This window comes from Phyllobacterium sp. CCNWLW109, from assembly GCF_037203905.1.
GTDB classification, from domain to species: Bacteria; Pseudomonadota; Alphaproteobacteria; order Rhizobiales; family Rhizobiaceae; genus Phyllobacterium; species Phyllobacterium ifriqiyense.
Genome location: NZ_JBBCBK010000002.1, coordinates 270,166 through 286,516 on the forward strand (window position 1 = coordinate 270,166; position 16,351 = coordinate 286,516).

Annotated in this window: 13 protein-coding genes and 1 pseudogene; 8 read left to right on the forward strand and 6 right to left on the reverse strand. The window is 55.0% G+C overall.

Annotation, left to right across the window (positions count from 1 at the left end; genetic code table 11):
• Positions 1–46 precede the first annotated feature (46 nt).
• Positions 47–781 carry a 6-phosphogluconolactonase gene (gene pgl, locus V9K92_RS06620; RefSeq protein WP_337353620.1) on the reverse strand — a complete coding sequence of 245 codons (735 nt, stop codon included), beginning with the start codon at positions 779–781 and terminating at the stop codon, positions 47–49.
• A complete protein-coding gene (gene zwf, locus V9K92_RS06625) occupies positions 763–2,235 on the reverse strand; it encodes a glucose-6-phosphate dehydrogenase (RefSeq protein WP_115051257.1) in 1,473 nt (490 codons plus the stop codon). The genes pgl and zwf overlap by 19 nt, the downstream gene beginning before the upstream one ends.
• Positions 2,236–2,405: 170 nt before the next feature.
• On the opposite strand from zwf, the gene V9K92_RS06630 reads away from it, so the two are divergent.
• The 5 genes from V9K92_RS06630 to V9K92_RS06650 all read left to right on the forward strand — a co-directional run bounded on the left by V9K92_RS06630 (position 2,406) and on the right by V9K92_RS06650 (position 8,695).
• On the forward strand, positions 2,406–3,881 hold the full coding sequence (locus V9K92_RS06630; protein ID WP_337353621.1) for an aldehyde dehydrogenase family protein: 1,476 nt from the start codon (positions 2,406–2,408) through the stop codon (positions 3,879–3,881).
• Positions 3,882–3,919: 38 nt separating this feature from the next.
• Positions 3,920–4,669 carry an SDR family oxidoreductase gene (locus V9K92_RS06635; protein ID WP_307282860.1) on the forward strand — a complete coding sequence of 250 codons (750 nt, stop codon included), beginning with the start codon at positions 3,920–3,922 and terminating at the stop codon, positions 4,667–4,669.
• 121 nt (positions 4,670–4,790) lie between these two features.
• The gene (locus V9K92_RS06640) at positions 4,791–5,633 is read left to right on the forward strand and encodes an oxidoreductase (protein WP_115051254.1); all 843 of its coding nucleotides are present in this window, start codon (positions 4,791–4,793) and stop codon (positions 5,631–5,633) included.
• A gap of 145 nt (positions 5,634–5,778) precedes the next feature.
• On the forward strand, positions 5,779–7,215 hold the full coding sequence (locus V9K92_RS06645) for a glutamine synthetase family protein (protein ID WP_115051253.1): 1,437 nt from the start codon (positions 5,779–5,781) through the stop codon (positions 7,213–7,215).
• Positions 7,216–7,408: 193 nt separating this feature from the next.
• Positions 7,409–8,695, forward strand: coding sequence for an NAD(P)/FAD-dependent oxidoreductase (locus tag V9K92_RS06650; protein ID WP_307282868.1), 1,287 nt, complete (start codon positions 7,409–7,411; stop codon positions 8,693–8,695).
• 25 nt (positions 8,696–8,720) lie between these two features.
• On the opposite strand, the gene V9K92_RS06655 is transcribed toward V9K92_RS06650, so the two are convergent.
• Entirely contained in the window at positions 8,721–9,845 is a 1,125-nt protein-coding gene (locus V9K92_RS06655) for a beta-ketoacyl-ACP synthase III (RefSeq protein WP_337353622.1), read from the reverse strand.
• A gap of 140 nt (positions 9,846–9,985) precedes the next feature.
• On the opposite strand from V9K92_RS06655, the pseudogene V9K92_RS06660 reads away from it, so the two are divergent.
• Positions 9,986–10,309, forward strand: a pseudogene (locus V9K92_RS06660) (inorganic phosphate transporter); the annotation flags it as partial.
• A gap of 297 nt (positions 10,310–10,606) precedes the next feature.
• Here the strand turns inward: V9K92_RS06660 and V9K92_RS06665 are convergent.
• Positions 10,607–10,840, reverse strand: a complete 234-nt coding sequence (locus V9K92_RS06665; RefSeq protein ID WP_115051250.1) for an SMc00767 family acetate metabolism repressor — start codon at positions 10,838–10,840, stop codon at positions 10,607–10,609.
• A gap of 22 nt (positions 10,841–10,862) precedes the next feature.
• Positions 10,863–12,152 carry an isocitrate lyase gene (gene aceA, locus V9K92_RS06670; RefSeq protein WP_337353623.1) on the reverse strand — a complete coding sequence of 430 codons (1,290 nt, stop codon included), beginning with the start codon at positions 12,150–12,152 and terminating at the stop codon, positions 10,863–10,865.
• Positions 12,153–12,394: 242 nt separating this feature from the next.
• Between aceA and V9K92_RS06675 the strand changes: the two genes are divergently transcribed.
• On the forward strand, positions 12,395–13,840 hold the full coding sequence (locus tag V9K92_RS06675; RefSeq protein WP_307282876.1) for a helix-turn-helix domain-containing protein: 1,446 nt from the start codon (positions 12,395–12,397) through the stop codon (positions 13,838–13,840).
• On the opposite strand, the gene V9K92_RS06680 is transcribed toward V9K92_RS06675, so the two are convergent.
• Positions 13,841–14,710, reverse strand: a complete 870-nt coding sequence (locus tag V9K92_RS06680; RefSeq protein WP_115051247.1) for a LysR family transcriptional regulator — start codon at positions 14,708–14,710, stop codon at positions 13,841–13,843.
• A gap of 489 nt (positions 14,711–15,199) precedes the next feature.
• Here V9K92_RS06680 and V9K92_RS06685 point away from each other — a divergent pair, with 489 nt between their 5' ends.
• Positions 15,200–16,288: a polyamine ABC transporter substrate-binding protein gene (locus tag V9K92_RS06685; protein ID WP_336440581.1), complete on the forward strand. Its 1,089-nt coding sequence runs from the start codon at positions 15,200–15,202 to the stop codon at positions 16,286–16,288.
• The last annotated feature ends 63 nt before the right edge of the window (positions 16,289–16,351 follow it).

The window sequence follows — 16,351 nt, forward strand, 5'->3', positions numbered from 1 at the left end:
CTGCCGGTGAGTTTGGGAGCCTCCCGGCGATCACGCATCCGGGCGTTTACGGCGCCCAGAAAATCTCAAGATCAATCGGCTGAGAGGATAGCACGGCGCGGATAGGCATGTCCTCGACCTCACCCTCGCCAAGTGCTGCTTCCAGCGTGGTCATCTTGCCGGCACCTTCAATGTGCAACGCGATGAAACGCGCGGCTATGATGACAGGCAGTGTCAGTGTTAATCTCGGCTCGCCTGCATTTTCTGCGGACATTGGCAAAACCAAAGCTTTCTCATCTTTGGAAATTGCTGCTTTCAAATTGTCGCCGCCGGGAAAAAATGACGCCGTATGGCCATCACCGCCCATGCCAAGCACTACCACATCGAAAGGTTGTCCGAGCCTGGCAATTTCAGCGGCCGCCATTTTCGCGCCTTGATCCGCGTCAACAGCTTCGTGATACAGCCCGACAAAATTTGCGCCAGCTGCCGCATTTTGCAAAAGCGCTTCGCGCACCAGACGTTCGTTCGAGCGCTCGCTGGTGGGCGGCACAAAGCGCTCGTCCACCAACGTTATCGTGATCGTGTTCCACGGCAAATCCTTGACCGATAAAGCCTTGAAAAAGCGGGCAGGTGTCGTCCCGCCAGAGACAGCCAGCACGGCCTTGCCATTTGCCTCGCAGCCCGCCAGCAGGTGGCCCGCAACAGTCGTTGCCAAAGCCTCGGCCAGAGCGTCGCCATTCTCAAAACTGTTCAATCGTTCGTCTGTCGCCATGGAATTGCGCCCTATTCCGGCTCGTGCCATGTGCGGCCATCACGCTCAATAAGTGCAATAGCGGATGAGGGGCCCCATGTTCCGGCGGTATAGCCAGAAGGCACCTGCTCGGTCTCGGCCCAGGCTTTGAGAATAGGGTCGATCCAGCGCCAGGCCGCAACCACTTCGTCACGGCGCATGAACAATGTCTGATTGCCGCGAACAACATCCATCAGCAGCCGCTCATACGCGTCAGGGCTGCGAACCTTGAACGATTCGGCAAAACTCATATCCAGCGGAACGTGACGCAGGCGCATGCCGCCCGGACCCGGATCCTTGATCATCATCCACTGCTTCACGCCTTCATCCGGCTGCAGGCGGATGACGAGCTGGTTGGCAACAATGCGTCCGGCTGTCTCGCCAAAAATGGAATGAGGAATTGGCTTGAACGAAACGACGATCTCCGATGCGCGCGCGCCGAGACGCTTGCCGGTGCGAAGGTAGAACGGCACACCAGCCCAGCGCCAATTGGCAATTTCCGCTTTGATGGCGACAAATGTTTCCGTGCTGCTTGGAGAGCCAAGTTCGTCGAGATAGCCTTTGACGGCGCCGCCCGATGAAGCGCCGGCACGGTATTGGCCGCGTACGGTCAGTTCTTCGGCGTTTTTGGAGGTGATGGGGCTCAGCGAGCGCAGCACTTTCAGCTTTTCATCGCGAACGGCATCGGCATCCATGGATGCGGGCGGTTCCATTGCGACAAGACACAGGAGCTGCATGATGTGGTTCTGCACCATGTCGCGTAGCGCACCGGCCTTGTCATAGTAACCGGCACGGCCTTCAAGACCCACCTGCTCGGCAACAGTGATCTGAACGTGATCAATATGGGCGGAATTCCATAGCGGCTCGTAAAACGCATTGGCAAAGCGCAGCGCCATGAGGTTCTGCACGGTTTCCTTGCCGAGATAATGATCTATACGGAAGATTTGCTGTTCGCTGAACACATGGCCGATTGTGTCATTGAGCGCGATGGCGCTATCGAGGTCGCGGCCGATAGGCTTTTCAACGATGATGCGCGTGTGGTCGGTAACGAGCTTGTAGCTCTTTAAACGGCTGGCGATATCACCGAAAAGCGAAGGGCTGACCGCGAGGTAGAAAGCGCGGATGCGCTTGGAGTCATTGCCGATTTCGTTCTTCAGCTCTTCCCATCCGGCATCCGAGGTCGCGTCAACCGCGACATAGCTGATGCGCTGGAGAAATTGCTCCACCTGCGCTTTGTCATATTCATCAGCCTTGACGAATTCCTTGATCGCAGCCTGGGCAAACTTGCGATAATCCTCAGTCGACATGGCTGAACGTGACGCACCGATAATACGGGTTGGTTCGGAAAGCTGGCCATCCCGCTGGCGCTGATAAAGCGCCGGGATCAGCTTGCGTTCGGCAAGATCGCCGGTTCCGCCAAAAACAATGCAATCAAATGGTTCAACCGGGATAATCTGACTTGTCATGAATAGAGTCTCGCTATGCCTGAATTGCGCAACACAAAGTGTAGCTCCGAAGCGCATGGTTTCTATAATCTAATCGATTTAAAATGACCAGTCCTTTAGCGCAAACTGCGTCAAATTGCATTTCCAATCCGCTGAAGTTCCGGTACGACTATCACGAACGGGAAACAGCCATGTTACAGAATCTCTCGCGAATTATCGCACAGGATAAGAATTTCCTGAACATCATCAATGGCAGACGTGTCGGCGCAGTCACGGGAAAAACCATAGCTGTGGCATGCCCTTCGGACGGGTCGGATTTCGCCACTATCCCCGCCTGCGACGCAACCGATGTGGATCGCGCTGTCAGCGCGGCCCGGCTGGCTTTTGAAGAGGGAGCCTGGTCGCATATGCCTGCCTTTGAGCGCGGGCGCTTGCTGACGCGTCTTGGGCAGCTCGTAGAAGAACATGGTGATGAACTCGCGGCCCTTGAGGCGCGCGATACCGGAAAACCGATAAGACAGGGCAAGGCTGACGTTGCTGCAACGATACGCTATTACGAGTTTTATGGCGGTGCAGCCGACAAGATTCACGGCGATACGATACCTTTTTTGGATGGCTACACGGCCCTGACATTACGCGAGCCGCACGGCGTTGTTGCCGGTATCACCCCATGGAACTATCCGATGCAAATCATGGCGCGCGTTGTTGGCGCAGCGCTTGCCATGGGCAATACGCTGGTGATCAAACCCGCCGAAGATGCCTCGCTATCCACCATCCGCATCGGCGAACTCGCCATTGAAGCGGGGTTTCCAGACGGCGTGCTCAATATCATCACCGGGTTTGGGGGTGAAGCAGGAGCGGCCTTGTCCGCCCATCCCGGCGTTGATTACGTCACTTTTACCGGCTCGCCCGTGACTGGCACTGCGATCCAGCAGGCGGCGGCCACCAATAATCGCGGCGTAACAATGGAGCTTGGTGGTAAATCACCGCAAATTGTTTTCGCCGATGTCGATATTGGCAAGGCTCTTCCAGTCCTCGTCAATGCCATCATTCAGAATGGCGGCCAGACGTGCTCGGCAGGAAGCCGCATTCTCATTGAGCATTCTATATATAACGAAGTGGCGGGAGAGTTGGCGGCAAGGTTCAACAATCTTGTCGCCGGGCCACATGACGCGGATCTCGACCTTGGACCCATGATCAATGCAGCGCAAAAGCGCCGCGTGGAAAATTATATAACAGCCGCTGTCGAAGCCGGGATTGAGGTCGTGGCGCGCGGCTCAATCCATGTGGATGGGCCTCTCTCCGGTTTCTACGTCGCGCCGGTTCTGTTCGGTGCGGTCGATCCGGCGGCAGTTCTGGCGCAAGAAGAGGTATTCGGCCCCGTACTTTCGCTTTTTTCCTTCAATGATGAGGAGGAAGCAATTCGCCTCGCCAACAGCACTGAATATGGGCTTGTCGCGGGGGTCTGGACCAGTGACGGTGCGCGTCAGCATCGTGTGGCCAAGCGCGTGCGTGCAGGGCAAGTCTATGTCAATTCCTATGGCGCTGGCGGTGGCGTGGAGCTGCCTTTCGGCGGTTTCAAGCGTTCCGGCCATGGCCGCGAAAAGGGGTTTGAGGCGCTTTACGATATGTCTGCAACCAAGACGATCGTTTTCCGCCACGATTGAATCCCATAAAACAAATCACAGTAGATGGAGGATAGAACATGGCCCGATTGGCAGGCAAAACAGCGATCATTACCGGTGCGGCATCAGGATTTGGCGAGGCAATGGCGCGCCGTTTTGCCGAGGAGGGCGCCAATGTCGTTGTTGCTGATTTAAATCTTGTCGGAGCGGAGGCCGTCGCTCAATCCATCGGTGAAAACGCTCTTGCCGTGCATACGGATGTGACGCGCAAGGAAGAAATTGACGCCATGGTGCAGACCACCATGGACAAGTTCGGTCGCATTGACATCATGGTCAATAATGCCGGTTATTCCCACCGAAACGGGTCCATGCTTGGCGTAGATGAAGATACATATGATCTCATCGCCGCGATCAACATGAAGGCCATTTATTATACCGCTCTTGCTGTTGTGCCGATCATGGAGCGACAGGGCAGTGGATCGATCATCACGACAGCTTCGACTGCTGGCTTGCGCCCGCGTCCGGGTCTAACCTGGTACAATGCCTCAAAAGGCTGGGCCATCAGCGTTACAAAATCCATGGCCGTCGAGCTTGGCCCGAAGAATATTCGCGTCAATTGCCTCTGCCCTGCGGCAGGCGAAACACCCATGCTCGGGCTGTTTCTCGGTGAGGATACGCCAGAACGCCGGGCGCAATTCAAGGCCACCATTCCTCTCGGCCGTCTGTCTGTACCTCTCGATGTTGCCAATGCAGCGCTCTATCTGGCTTCCGACGAAGCCCAGTTCATCACAGGCGTTGCGCTCGAGGTCGATGGCGGGCGTTGCATATAAAAGTGGGGTTTACCCTTGAATCAATGAGATAGGGGTCTACATCTTTGATGTATTCCCCCTTTAATAAGCGCTGCCCGGCCAAGCTGCCGCTCTGGCGTTATGCTTTTTCAAGGATATCATCATGACATCGAAACCTGTCTGGTTCATCACTGGTTGTTCAACCGGCTTTGGCCGCGAGCTCGCCCAATATACATTGTCGCTCGGTTATCCGACTGTTGTCACCGCCCGCAACCCCGCGCAGGTCGAAGATATCGCTAAGGGTCACGAAGACAATGCTCTTGTCCTGAAGCTTGATGTCACCAAGCCGGAAGAAGTCGCCGCTGCGGTCAAGGCTGCCGAAGCGCGCTTCGGACGCATAGATGTGTTGGTGAACAATGCGGGCATCGGCTATTTTGGCTCTCTCGAAGAAAGCGATCTGGCCGAAGCGCGCAAGATGTTCGACATCAATATCTGGGGTCTTATGGACATGACCCGCGCTGCTCTGCCGGGCATGCGCAAGCAACGCTCCGGCACCGTGGTCAATATCTCCTCGATTGGCGGATTAAGGGGCTTTCCGGCGGTCGGTTTTTATAATGCGACAAAGTTTGCTGTCGAGGGATTGTCGGAGGCGCTCTCCAAGGAAGTCGCGCATCTTGGCATCAAGGTGCTGATCGTAGAGCCGAGCGGATTCCGTACCGATTGGGCCGGTCGTTCTGCCAATGAAGCGTCGGAAACCATCGAAGATTATCGCCCCTCTGCCGGGGAGCGTATGCGCCAGATCAGGGAAGCGAGCGGCAATCAGCCGGGCGATCCGGTGAAAGCCGTGCAGGCAATCGTCAAGGCGGTTGAGGCGAACGATCCGCCGCTGCGTCTGTTGCTTGGCAAGATCGCCCTTGATGGCGCTCGCGAAAAAATCACGGAAATGCAACGCGATTTCGATGCTTGGGCTGAAGTGAGCATAGGCGCGGACGCGCCAAAGCAATAGTTAGAAGGGCCACGCGCGTATTTCGGACGAGATATTCGCGTGGCCGCATCCTTCACGAGTTTGCTAAAACAATTTTCGGGCCCAGCCTCCCATCGGCCTATTTTATGCGCTATCATCCTGTCACCGAAACTAATCCTGGTGATTGATGCCTTCCGAAACTCCCGAAAAGAAATCCGCGCGAACCTCAGCGAAGCGGCCGCGTACGCCTGCCTATGTCAAAGCCACACGCGGAGTAAAAAACTGGCGTGAAGCTGCCGAATGGCTGGCCTGGCGGGATATCGAAGACATAGAATGCATCACGCCCGATCAAGCTGGCGTGGCGCGGGGCAAGATGATGCCCTCGAAGAAATTCACTTCAAACACATCGCTTGCACTGCCATCGGCTGTTTTCATGGCGACGATTTCCGGTTCTTATCCGGAAGATGGCCATGGGTTCGCCTATCCTGAAGATGATGGCGATCTCAAACTGATGCCAGACCTTTCCACCCTGTCGGAGGTGCCATGGGAAAGCGACCCTACTGCTCAGGTCATTTGTGATCTGGTAAACAAGGATGGGCATGCGGTCGAGTTTACGCCGCGCAATGTATTGAAGCGCGTGGTGGCGGCATATCACAAGAAGGGGCTGAAGCCCGTCGTTGCGCCTGAAATCGAATTTTATCTCGTCAAGAAAAACCCCGATCCTGACTATCCGCTGACACCGCCAGTTGGCAGGTCGGGCCGCGCTATCGGCGGCGGACAGGGCTATTCAATTGCGGGCGTCAATGAATTCGACGAACTGATCGATGACATCTACCATTTCTCCGAGAGCCAGGGCCTTGAGATCGATACATTGATCCATGAAGAAGGTGCAGCGCAGCTGGAAATCAACCTGCGTCATGGCGATCCGGTCGAACTAGCCGATCAGGTTTTCCTGTTTAAGCGCACGATCAGAGAAGCGGCGCTGAAGCACGATATGTATGCGACTTTCATGGCCAAGCCCATTCAGGGACAACCGGGGTCTGCCATGCATATCCACCAGTCCATCGTCGACAAGAAGACCGGACGCAATGTCTTCTCCAATCCGGATGGCACGGAAAGCGAAGCATTCAGGCATTTCATCGGTGGTATGCAGAAGCACGTTCCGGCTTCGCTGGTCATGTTTGCTCCCTATGTGAATTCCTATCGCCGCCTGACACCGGCTGCTTCGGCACCGGTCAACGTCAAATGGGGCTATGACAATCGCACCACGGCATTCCGTGTGCCGCGCTCCGACCCGGCGGCGCGTCGAGTGGAAAATCGTATTCCATCCTCTGATGCCAATCCCTATCTGGCGCTGGCAGCATCGCTTGCCTGCGGGTTGCTCGGTATGAACAACCGGATTGAGCCCGACGCACCCGCTTCCACGACGGTTAATGACAATTTGATCGAGCTGCCTCGCGGATTGATCGAGGCCACCTTGCTGTTCGAGCAGGACAAGGATTTGATTGCCATGCTGGGTGAGTCTTTCGCGATCACCTATGCCGCCATCAAACGTGCAGAGTTCGAAACCTTCATGGAGGTTATCAGTCCTTGGGAACGTGAATTTCTGCTGCTGAACGTTTGAGTTTGGCGGCAGCATTTTCGTGCGTGGTCCGCCATTCGACAAGCTCGGGAGGGGCCACCATGAGGGAAGTGATTGATTGCGGTGCTGAAACTGTTCGGCAATTAACTTGCAGGGCAATACCTTCCTCATGGTGAGCTCCGTCGAACCACGCACGGCGTTTTTGCCTCAAGAGTGAACAAGATTGCATCAATATATGGCTTACCAGTCTCCCATCTCGCCCGGTATATCGTGGTACGAAACGACGATTTCTGATCGTACGGAATATCCACCTCTGGATGGCTCTCGCACGGCTGACGTTGTGATTATTGGCGGCGGATTCACCGGCCTGTCGGCAGCCGTGCATCTGGCGTCTTCAGGTGTTGATGTTGTTCTGCTGGAAGCGTTCCGGTTTGGCGACGGGGCGTCGGGGCGTAATGGCGGCCAGCTTGGTACGGGTCAGCGCGCATGGGCGGAAGAGCTCGAGGCTCAATATGGCTTTGAACGCGCCAAAGCCCTGTTCGAGCTTGCCGAAGAGGCAAAGAGCCATTTGCTGGAATTTGCTGAAACCCATCAGATCGATATTGAATATGTGCCCGGCCAGATGTCCGTTGTGCACAAGAAGCGTTACCTCAAGAGCTACCGCGAACATGCGGAGCTTATGACGACACGATTCAATTATCCGCATATTCACTATATGGAAGCCGATGAGACTGCCGAACGGCTGGGCTCCAACCGCTATTTCGGCGGCCTTTACGACAAAGGAACCGGGCATATCCAGCCGATGAAACTTGTTGTCGGCACCGCCAGCGCAGCGGCAAGGGCAGGCGCTCATCTCTATGAGAACACCAAGGTTACCGGCATTAAATCCGAGAACGGCAAGGTGCGTGTCACCACTGCGACCGGTACCGTCACTGCGGCAAAGGCCTTGATCGCGGTCAATGCCTATGGCGGTAACCTTGAACCCATCAGCGCGTCGCATGTCATGCCGATACGCTCCTTCATAGGCGCAACAGTGCCATTGGGTGACGATAGCCCGGTGCTGCCGGGTGGCGAAAGCGTGGACGATTCGCGTTTCGTAGTGCGCTACTTTCGCCGCTCAAAGGATGGCCGCCTGCTGTTCGGCGGGCGTGAGGCTTATACAGCCGACAATCCGCTAGATATAAGCACCCATATTCGCCGCCAGATCGCCGAGATCTATCCGGCGCTTGCCAATGTGGAGATGACTCAAGCCTGGGGCGGATCGGTTGGAATCACCATGCCACGCCAGCCTTTTGTGCGGGAGGTCATGCCCAATGTGATTTCCGCCGGCGGTTATTCGGGCCATGGCGTGATGCTGTCCAATTTCGTCGGCAAGCTCTATGCGGAAACTGTTGCTGGCAACCGCGACCGGCTGAAGCTTCTGGAAGACCTCAAAGTTCCGGCATTTCCGGGAGGGCGCACATTCCGTTCGCCCATGCTGTTTCTTGCCCTCAGCTGGTACGCGCTAGTGGACCGGATTTAGAGCCTTTCTTGCAATAAGAGTAACTTTAAACTTTCCGTACAATCACGCTGCCCACGGAATATCCCGCTCCAAATGAGCAGATAACGCCAAGGCTTCCCGGCGCAAGGTCATCGGAATATTTCGAAAATGCGATGATCGAGCCTGCCGATGATGTATTGGCGTAATCCTGCAAGATATTGGGCTGTTCGCCAGGTTCCGGTTCACGGCCAAGCACTTTCACCCCGATCAAATCGTTCATTCCCTTATTTGCCTGATGCAACCACAGGCGTGAAAGATGCGCAGGCGCGATATTCTCATCGGCGAGATGTGTCAGGATAAGATCGGAAACAATAGGCACGACCTGTTTGAAAACCTTGCGGCCCTCCTGCTTGAAAAGCATATCGCGGCGATCGCTCATGTGACCTTCGCGTGTACGGCGCAGAAAGCCATTATTGTTGCGGATATTGTTGGAAAACTGCGTCAGACAGCGCGTTGAGACGATCTCAAAACGATCTTCTGAGGTGGCCAGATCGTCGCGTTCGAGCAATACTGCCGTACAAACATCGCCAAAGATAAAATGGCAGTCACGATCGCGCCATTCGAGATGCGCTGAGCAAATTTCCGGATTGACCATGAGAATTGCGCGAGCGGAGCCGGAGCGGATCATGTCGGCGGCCGCCTGAATACCGAATGTTGCCGATGAGCAAGCCACATTCATGTCGAAACCGAAGCCTTCAATACCAAGGGCCTGCTGCACTTCGATGGCGATCGCCGGATAGGCGCGTTCATGGTTCGACGCCGCGCAAATGACGGCGTCAATTTCCGATGCTTCACGCCCGGCCTTTTTTAAAGCCAGAGTGGCAGCATGGACGGCCATTTGCGCCATGACGGAAAGATCTTCATCGCTGCGTTCGGGCAAGACGGGATGCATGATGTCGGGATCCAGAATGCCCGATTTATTGAGCACATACCGATTTTCAATGCCCGAGGCGCGGACAATGAAATCTTCGTTTGACATAGTCATCGCATCGCGCGTGCCAGCAGCGATTTCGCCCGCATGCAGCTCGTTTTGCCGCGTTGCATAAGTGTTGAACGCCTCAACAAGTTCGGCATTGCTGATGGACTGGTCCGGCGTGAAAACGCCTGTACCGCTGATGACGACTTTATGCATGGGCGTTTCCAGAGTTTTTCTTCTTCAAAAAGCGATAGAGCAAATGAGACCCATTGTCATTAAAGCTTCATGCCATTGTCCTAGTGATTTGTCATTTCGATGAGGAATTTTCATGATGACGATGACCCGATACAACCAACATGGGAATGGGCGTTGATCACCCATTGGCAAAGCCCGGAAAGCTCGGAAATTTGCCCAATTATGCCGTGGTTGCCATTTTCATTGGCGGCATGTTCTACGTGGGCTGGTCGCTGACGCAGGATCTGACGAGCTCTGTCGCTGTGCCATGGATACTTTTGGGGTTGGCGCTGGTCACAGCATTGGGCTTTGAGTTCGTCAACGGCTTCCACGACACTGCCAATGCCGTCGCGACAGTCATCTATACAAACTCGCTTCCCGCCGAGATTGCCGTCATCTGGTCCGACTTCTTCAATTTTCTCGGCGTTCTCACGGCAAGTGGCGCGGAGATCCGAGGATCCACACATTGATAGCGCCGTTCCTGTTCTTAGGGTTCGCGGGTCAAGCCAGAGAATGACGGGCGAGGTGAGGCGTTTTGGAAACCGTTAAAACAAAACCGCCCGCAATTTCTCGCGGGCGGTTCTGCGCTGCCGTGCTGGTCCCCAGACCGAAACCAGAGAAGGCCACAGCAGAGCAATTCCAGGAAAATTGGGAACCGGTTTTCCGTCCGGAATTGCGTAGACAAAGCTTATTTCCAGGAAAAGTGGGAACCGGTTTACCGATCAGAATTACGGTCCTGATCTTTACTGCCGGGTTACAACGACGGGGATCAAAAGGTCTCCCCAGTTTCCATCGCCGCCATGATGACGGGCAGAGCGGACCAGCTCGACCGAAACCCCGGCATCAACCGCCTTCATGACAGACTGGTTGAGGCGATGGAGATCATTGGCAACCATACGAATAACAGCCTGCTGGTCTGTATTCATGGAGGAAGCCTGTTCCTCAGCCCGTTCTTTTACGCGTGAAATGGAAGCCATGATCGTTCTCCTCTTGTTATCTCTATTCGGCAGCCGGGCGGAATTGCGCGGTTTCCGTTGATTCCTTCATTGCGGTTGTTGAAGACTGGCCACCTGTGATCGCCAGTGAAACCGCATCAAAATAGCCTGTGCCAACTTCGCGTTGGTGTTTGGTGGCGGTGTAGCCATTTGCCTCAGCGGCAAACTCAGCCTCTTGCAATTCCGAATAGGCGGACATCTGCCGGTCCTTGTAGCCACGTGCCAGTTCAAACATGCCGAAGTTCAGCTGATGGAAGCCGGCCAGCGTAATAAACTGGAATTTATAGCCCATCGCACCGAGTTCGCGCTGGAATTTGGCAATTGTTGCTTCATCCAGATGCTTCTTCCAGTTGAAGGAAGGTGAACAATTATAGGCCAGTAGCTTGCCCGGATGTTCCTTGTGCACACCTTCGGCAAAGCGTCGTGCTTGTTCCAGATCAGGCTTGGATGTCTCGCACCAGATAAGATCCGCATGTGGTGCATAGGCGACAGCACGGGCAATGCAGGAGTCGAGGCCATTCTTGACCTGAAAAAAGCCTTCTGTTGTCCGCCCCGCATCATAATCAACGAAAGGCTGATCGCGCTCGTCAATATCTGAAGTCAGCAGCTTTGCAGCTTCCGCATCCGTGCGGGCAATAACCAGTGTTGGCGTACCCATCACGTCCGCAGCCAGACGCGCTGCATTGAGATTGCGAATATGCGCTGCTGTCGGGATCAGAACCTTGCCGCCAAGATGGCCGCACTTCTTTTCCGAAGCGAGCTGATCTTCATAGTGAACGCCAGCCGCGCCTGCCTCGATAAAGGCTTTCATAATCTCGAAAGCGTTCAGGGGGCCACCAAAACCTGCTTCCGCATCGGCGATGATCGGCGCAAACCATGTATCGACCGAAAGACCTTTACCCTCGGCGGTTTCGATTTGATCGGCGCGCTGCAACGTCTTGTTGATGCGCTTTGCCAGTTCGGGAGCCGCATTCGCCGGATAAAGTGACTGGTCCGGATACATGGATGAGGCTGTATTTGCATCTGCGGCAACCTGCCAGCCCGAGAGATAGATCGCCTTCAGTCCGGCGCGAACCATCTGCATGGCCTGATTGCCGGAGAGCGCGCCAAGCGCATTGACGAAATCCTCCTCGTGAATGAGTTTCCACAACCGGTTCGCGCCGTTTTCCGCCAGCGTGTGCTTTATCTGAACCGAACCGCGCAGCCGCTTGACGTCTTCAGCGGTATATGGACGCTCAATATTGTCAAAGCGGCCAGCGGGCGCATTCGGTACAAGGTTGTAAAAATCAGTCATTGTCGTCTCCAAAAATAGATGTAAACACTCACGGCGACCAAATCAGGAAGTAAGATAGTCGCTTCTGTTTGACTAAATTTACATTGCACTGCGATGAAAGCGAGAAATATCGCCATTTTATGCCGATATATCGAGTTATCTTGTAATGAGATTTACAGATCACGATTGTAAATATGTAAATGTTGTAATAGGCTGCAAAGAGCGCTTTAATGTAAATATTGTCACAGAATGCGGGAGTTGTGATGGCTGAGGGAAAAATCTTCGCAGGTCCGCGCATCAGGCGCATCCGCAATGAGCAGGGTTTAACGCAGACCTCCATGGCCGAGGCGCTCGGCATTTCGCCCTCCTATCTCAATCTGATCGAGCGCAATCAACGTCCGCTCACCGTGCAGCTCCTGCTCAAGCTATCCTCCACCTATAAGATCGAGCTGGATACGCTGCAGCTTGAAACCGGATCATCCATGGCGTCGCTTAAAGAGGTATTTTCTGATCCGCTGTTGAATGGAGAACTGCCGGGTGATCAGGAACTGATCGAGATTTCCAACGCTGCGCCCAATGCTGCCACCGGCATGATCAAGCTCTACCGCGCCTATCGCGAACAGCAAGAGCGCCTGTCGGATCTTTCGGCGCTTCTGGCCAAGGACGGGCAGGCGCCATCGCTTTCCGGCACGCGCCTGCCGCTCAATGAAGTGCGCGAGGTGATGGAGCGCCGCGCCAATTATTTCCCGCGCATCGAGGGGGAAGTCGATAGTTTCCTCAGTCTGATAAAGCCCGGGGATGATCTTTCAGGAGCGCTGAAGGCGTGGCTGAAAAGCGAATATGGCACCACAGTTCGCATCCTGCCAGTCGCGACCATGCCCAACTGGCGCCGCCGTTATGATCGTCACTCGCAGCGCCTGTTTCTGTCAGAGCGCCTGTCGCCTTTCGACCAATTGCGTGAACTGGCCATGGAGGCGGCGCTGATCCGCATGCAGGTGGTCATTGCCGCCGAAATTCAGGATCTCAAATTCTCATCTGACGAAGCCCGCCGTATCGCCCGCTTTGAATTTGGCCGCTACGCCGCCCATGCGCTGATGATGCCCTATCAGGCGTTCCAGACCGCCGCTGCCCGCGCCAGATATGACATTGATGTGCTGCGCTCTCGTTTCTCCGTTTCCTTCGAACAAGCGGCAAACCGGCTCACCACGCTTGCCGCACCCGGTAACAGCATTCCCTTTTTCATGCTCGAAGTCGATCATGCGGGAAACCGTTTCCGCAGGGCGGGCGCGCAGGGTTTTCCACAATCGCGCTTTGGCGGCGACTGTCCCAAACTCGCCATTCATTCGGCCTTTGCGCAGCCCGGTCAAATATTGGTTGAGGCGGTGGAAATGCCGGATGGTGCAGAGTTTTTGACCATCGCGCGCACGCTCGAAGGTCCGCAAGGCGCTTTCAATGAGCGTCCGCGTCGTACTGCACTTCTGCTGGGATGTGACATCAGCTTTGCCGATGAGACAGTCTATGGCAGCGCGCTGGGAAATCGCAGCATTAGTGCCGCGCCTCTTGGCAAGTTTGTTGGCCTCACGCCTGTCGGGCCCGCCTGCCGCCTGTGCGAGCGTTCGGCCTGTCTTTCCCGTGCCGAGCCACCGGTTACACGCCCGCTCGGCCTTGATGAAATGGTCACAGGCTTGAGCGCGTTTGATTTTCAGTAATCATCCTCTCGGCCTTTGGCCACGAAACAGCGGCTGCTGTTTTTCGATCAGTTGCGCAAGCCGCTCGACCAAGGTGCGGATTTCCGGGCGCCGCCTGTCATCATCATGCATTACCAGCCATTGCCGGTGATAAAGCGGCTTGATCTCCTCGCCGGCCCGCACCAGCGAAGGGTCAGTATCGCCAACAAAGCACGGCAGCACTCCCCGTCCGGCTCCGCTACGCAGAAGATCATGCAGCATGCGCGGATTATTTGCCCAGATCGTCACCCATAGGTCTGTCTGAGCAAGCAGCCAGCGCGCAGAAGGTGCGACCGCGTCATCAGCCCCGATCCCCACCCAGTTGCAGTCACGCACCATGTTGAAATGGCTGGCGCAGTAGGGTGCATAGGCAACATCGCCAATCGGCCGCGCCGCCAGATTGCTGCTTTCCGGAAAGCTGTTGCGAATGCCGATTTCCGCTTCGCGATGCGCCAGATCAAGACGGATTTCCGCCGTCTTGAAACAAAGACGGAATGGGTCGTCAGGCGTCCATAGCTGCGCCAGATTGACCGCCATGAAATGCGACATCCAGCTGCCAGCTGAAATACGCACCGTCGGAAGCTCATTGACGCCTTCATTCCAGGCGCCGATAGACCGGGCGGCTTCGTTCATCGCTAGAACATGTGTGAGCAGCGCTTGTCCGTCCTTGGTCAGCGAATAACCGGTTTGCCGCCGTATGAAAAAGTTGCGCCCCATCTGGCGCTCCAAAGCCAATAGCCGCCGTCCTATTGTCGCCGGGCTTGCACCGGTTTTTTCCGATGCGCCGGTTAAGCCACCCTCGCGCGCAACATGCAGGAAAAGTTTCAGGTCATCCCAATTCTCGTTTTTCATTTTTGAAAAACCTGTTTCATCGTTGCTCGTAGAAAACAGCCATTAATCTGCCCATTCTTCTCTCATGTGCAAACGGTTTTTTACTGGAGATAAATATGGGTGGCGATTTTTACCTGTTGTGGGGCACGGCCCATCAGCTAATAAGCCGGAATCAAAGGTGTCGGATGTCGGAGGATGAGTTTTATGAAAAGTACGGTGGACCACCAAGCCGGCTTTCCCTGTTGCTCAATCGCTTTTTTACATTGATACGTTCCGTGTTTTTCCGGCGCAAAGGTGCGTAACACCACTGAGTTTGATGCAAAAAAATTCATGCCCAAACAACTTTCTGCATAAGACCTGCGCGATCCCAGTTGACGAAGTCATCGCAATCTAAAAAGGTAGGGGAAACTTACCTGTGCGGTGCACCTTCGCGGATGCACAAAGATACAGTAAAGCGTCGATCTGGGAACGGGCGGCATTGTAGAAGGTGCTGGCAGCATGGAGAAAATAATGGGTATCAAAACAATATTGTTAACCGCAACGCTTGCGCTGGGGCTGACCACATCCGTGTGGGCACAGGAACGCGTCGTTAATGTCTACAACTGGTCAGACTATATTGACCCGACCACTCTTGAAGATTTTACCAAGGAAACCGGAATCAAGGTCGTCTATGACACCTTCGACTCCAACGAAATTCTGGAAACTAAGCTTCTGGCAGGCGGAACCGGCTATGATGTTGTTGTTCCGACAGCCTCCTTTCTCCAGCGCCAGATTGCTGCCGGGGTATTCCAGAAGCTCGACAAGTCAAAGCTGCCAAACCTCTCCAATATGTGGGACGTCATCTCCGAGCGCGTCCAGAAATACGATCCCGGCAATGAATATGCGGTTGACTGGATGTGGGGAACCACGGGCCTTGGTTATAACGTAGCCAAAGCCAAGGAAATCCTGGGCAATGATGAGCCGCCGACATGGGATGCATTGTTCAAGCCGGAACTGGCTGCCAAGTTCAAGGATTGCGGCATTCATGTTCTCGACTCGGCAACCGATGTCCTGCCATCCGTTCTTGCCTATCTTGGTCTTGATCCTGACAGCAAGAACCCAGACGACCTGGCAAAGGCCGGCGAGTTGCTGGAAAAGACCCGCCCCAATATCCGCAAGTTCCATTCGTCAGAATATATCAATGGACTGGCCAACGGCGATATTTGCCTTGCGCTCGGCTATTCGGGCGATATTTTCCAGGCCCGCGACCGCGCAGCGGAAGCCAAGGCCGGTGTTGAAGTCGGCTATTCCATTCCGGGTGCTGCGCAAATGTGGTTCGACGTGCTGGCCATTCCTGCCGATGCGCCGCATGTGGCCGAAGCACACGAACTCATCAATTATCTGATGCGTCCGGATGTAGCCGCCAAGGCTTCCAACGTGGTCTTCTATGCCAATGGCAACAAGGCCTCGCAGGAATTCGTCAGCAAGGAAATCATGGATGATCCGGCGATTTATCCAACGCCTGAAGTTCTGTCGAAACTGTTTACCGTCACACCCTACGATACCAAAATTCAGCGTGTGGTGACGCGCCTGTGGACCAAAGTCGTCACAGGCCAATAATCAACAAAGACCCCGGCAGCAATTGCCGGGGTCTTTTAACAAAAGCGACAGAATATCGGGGCA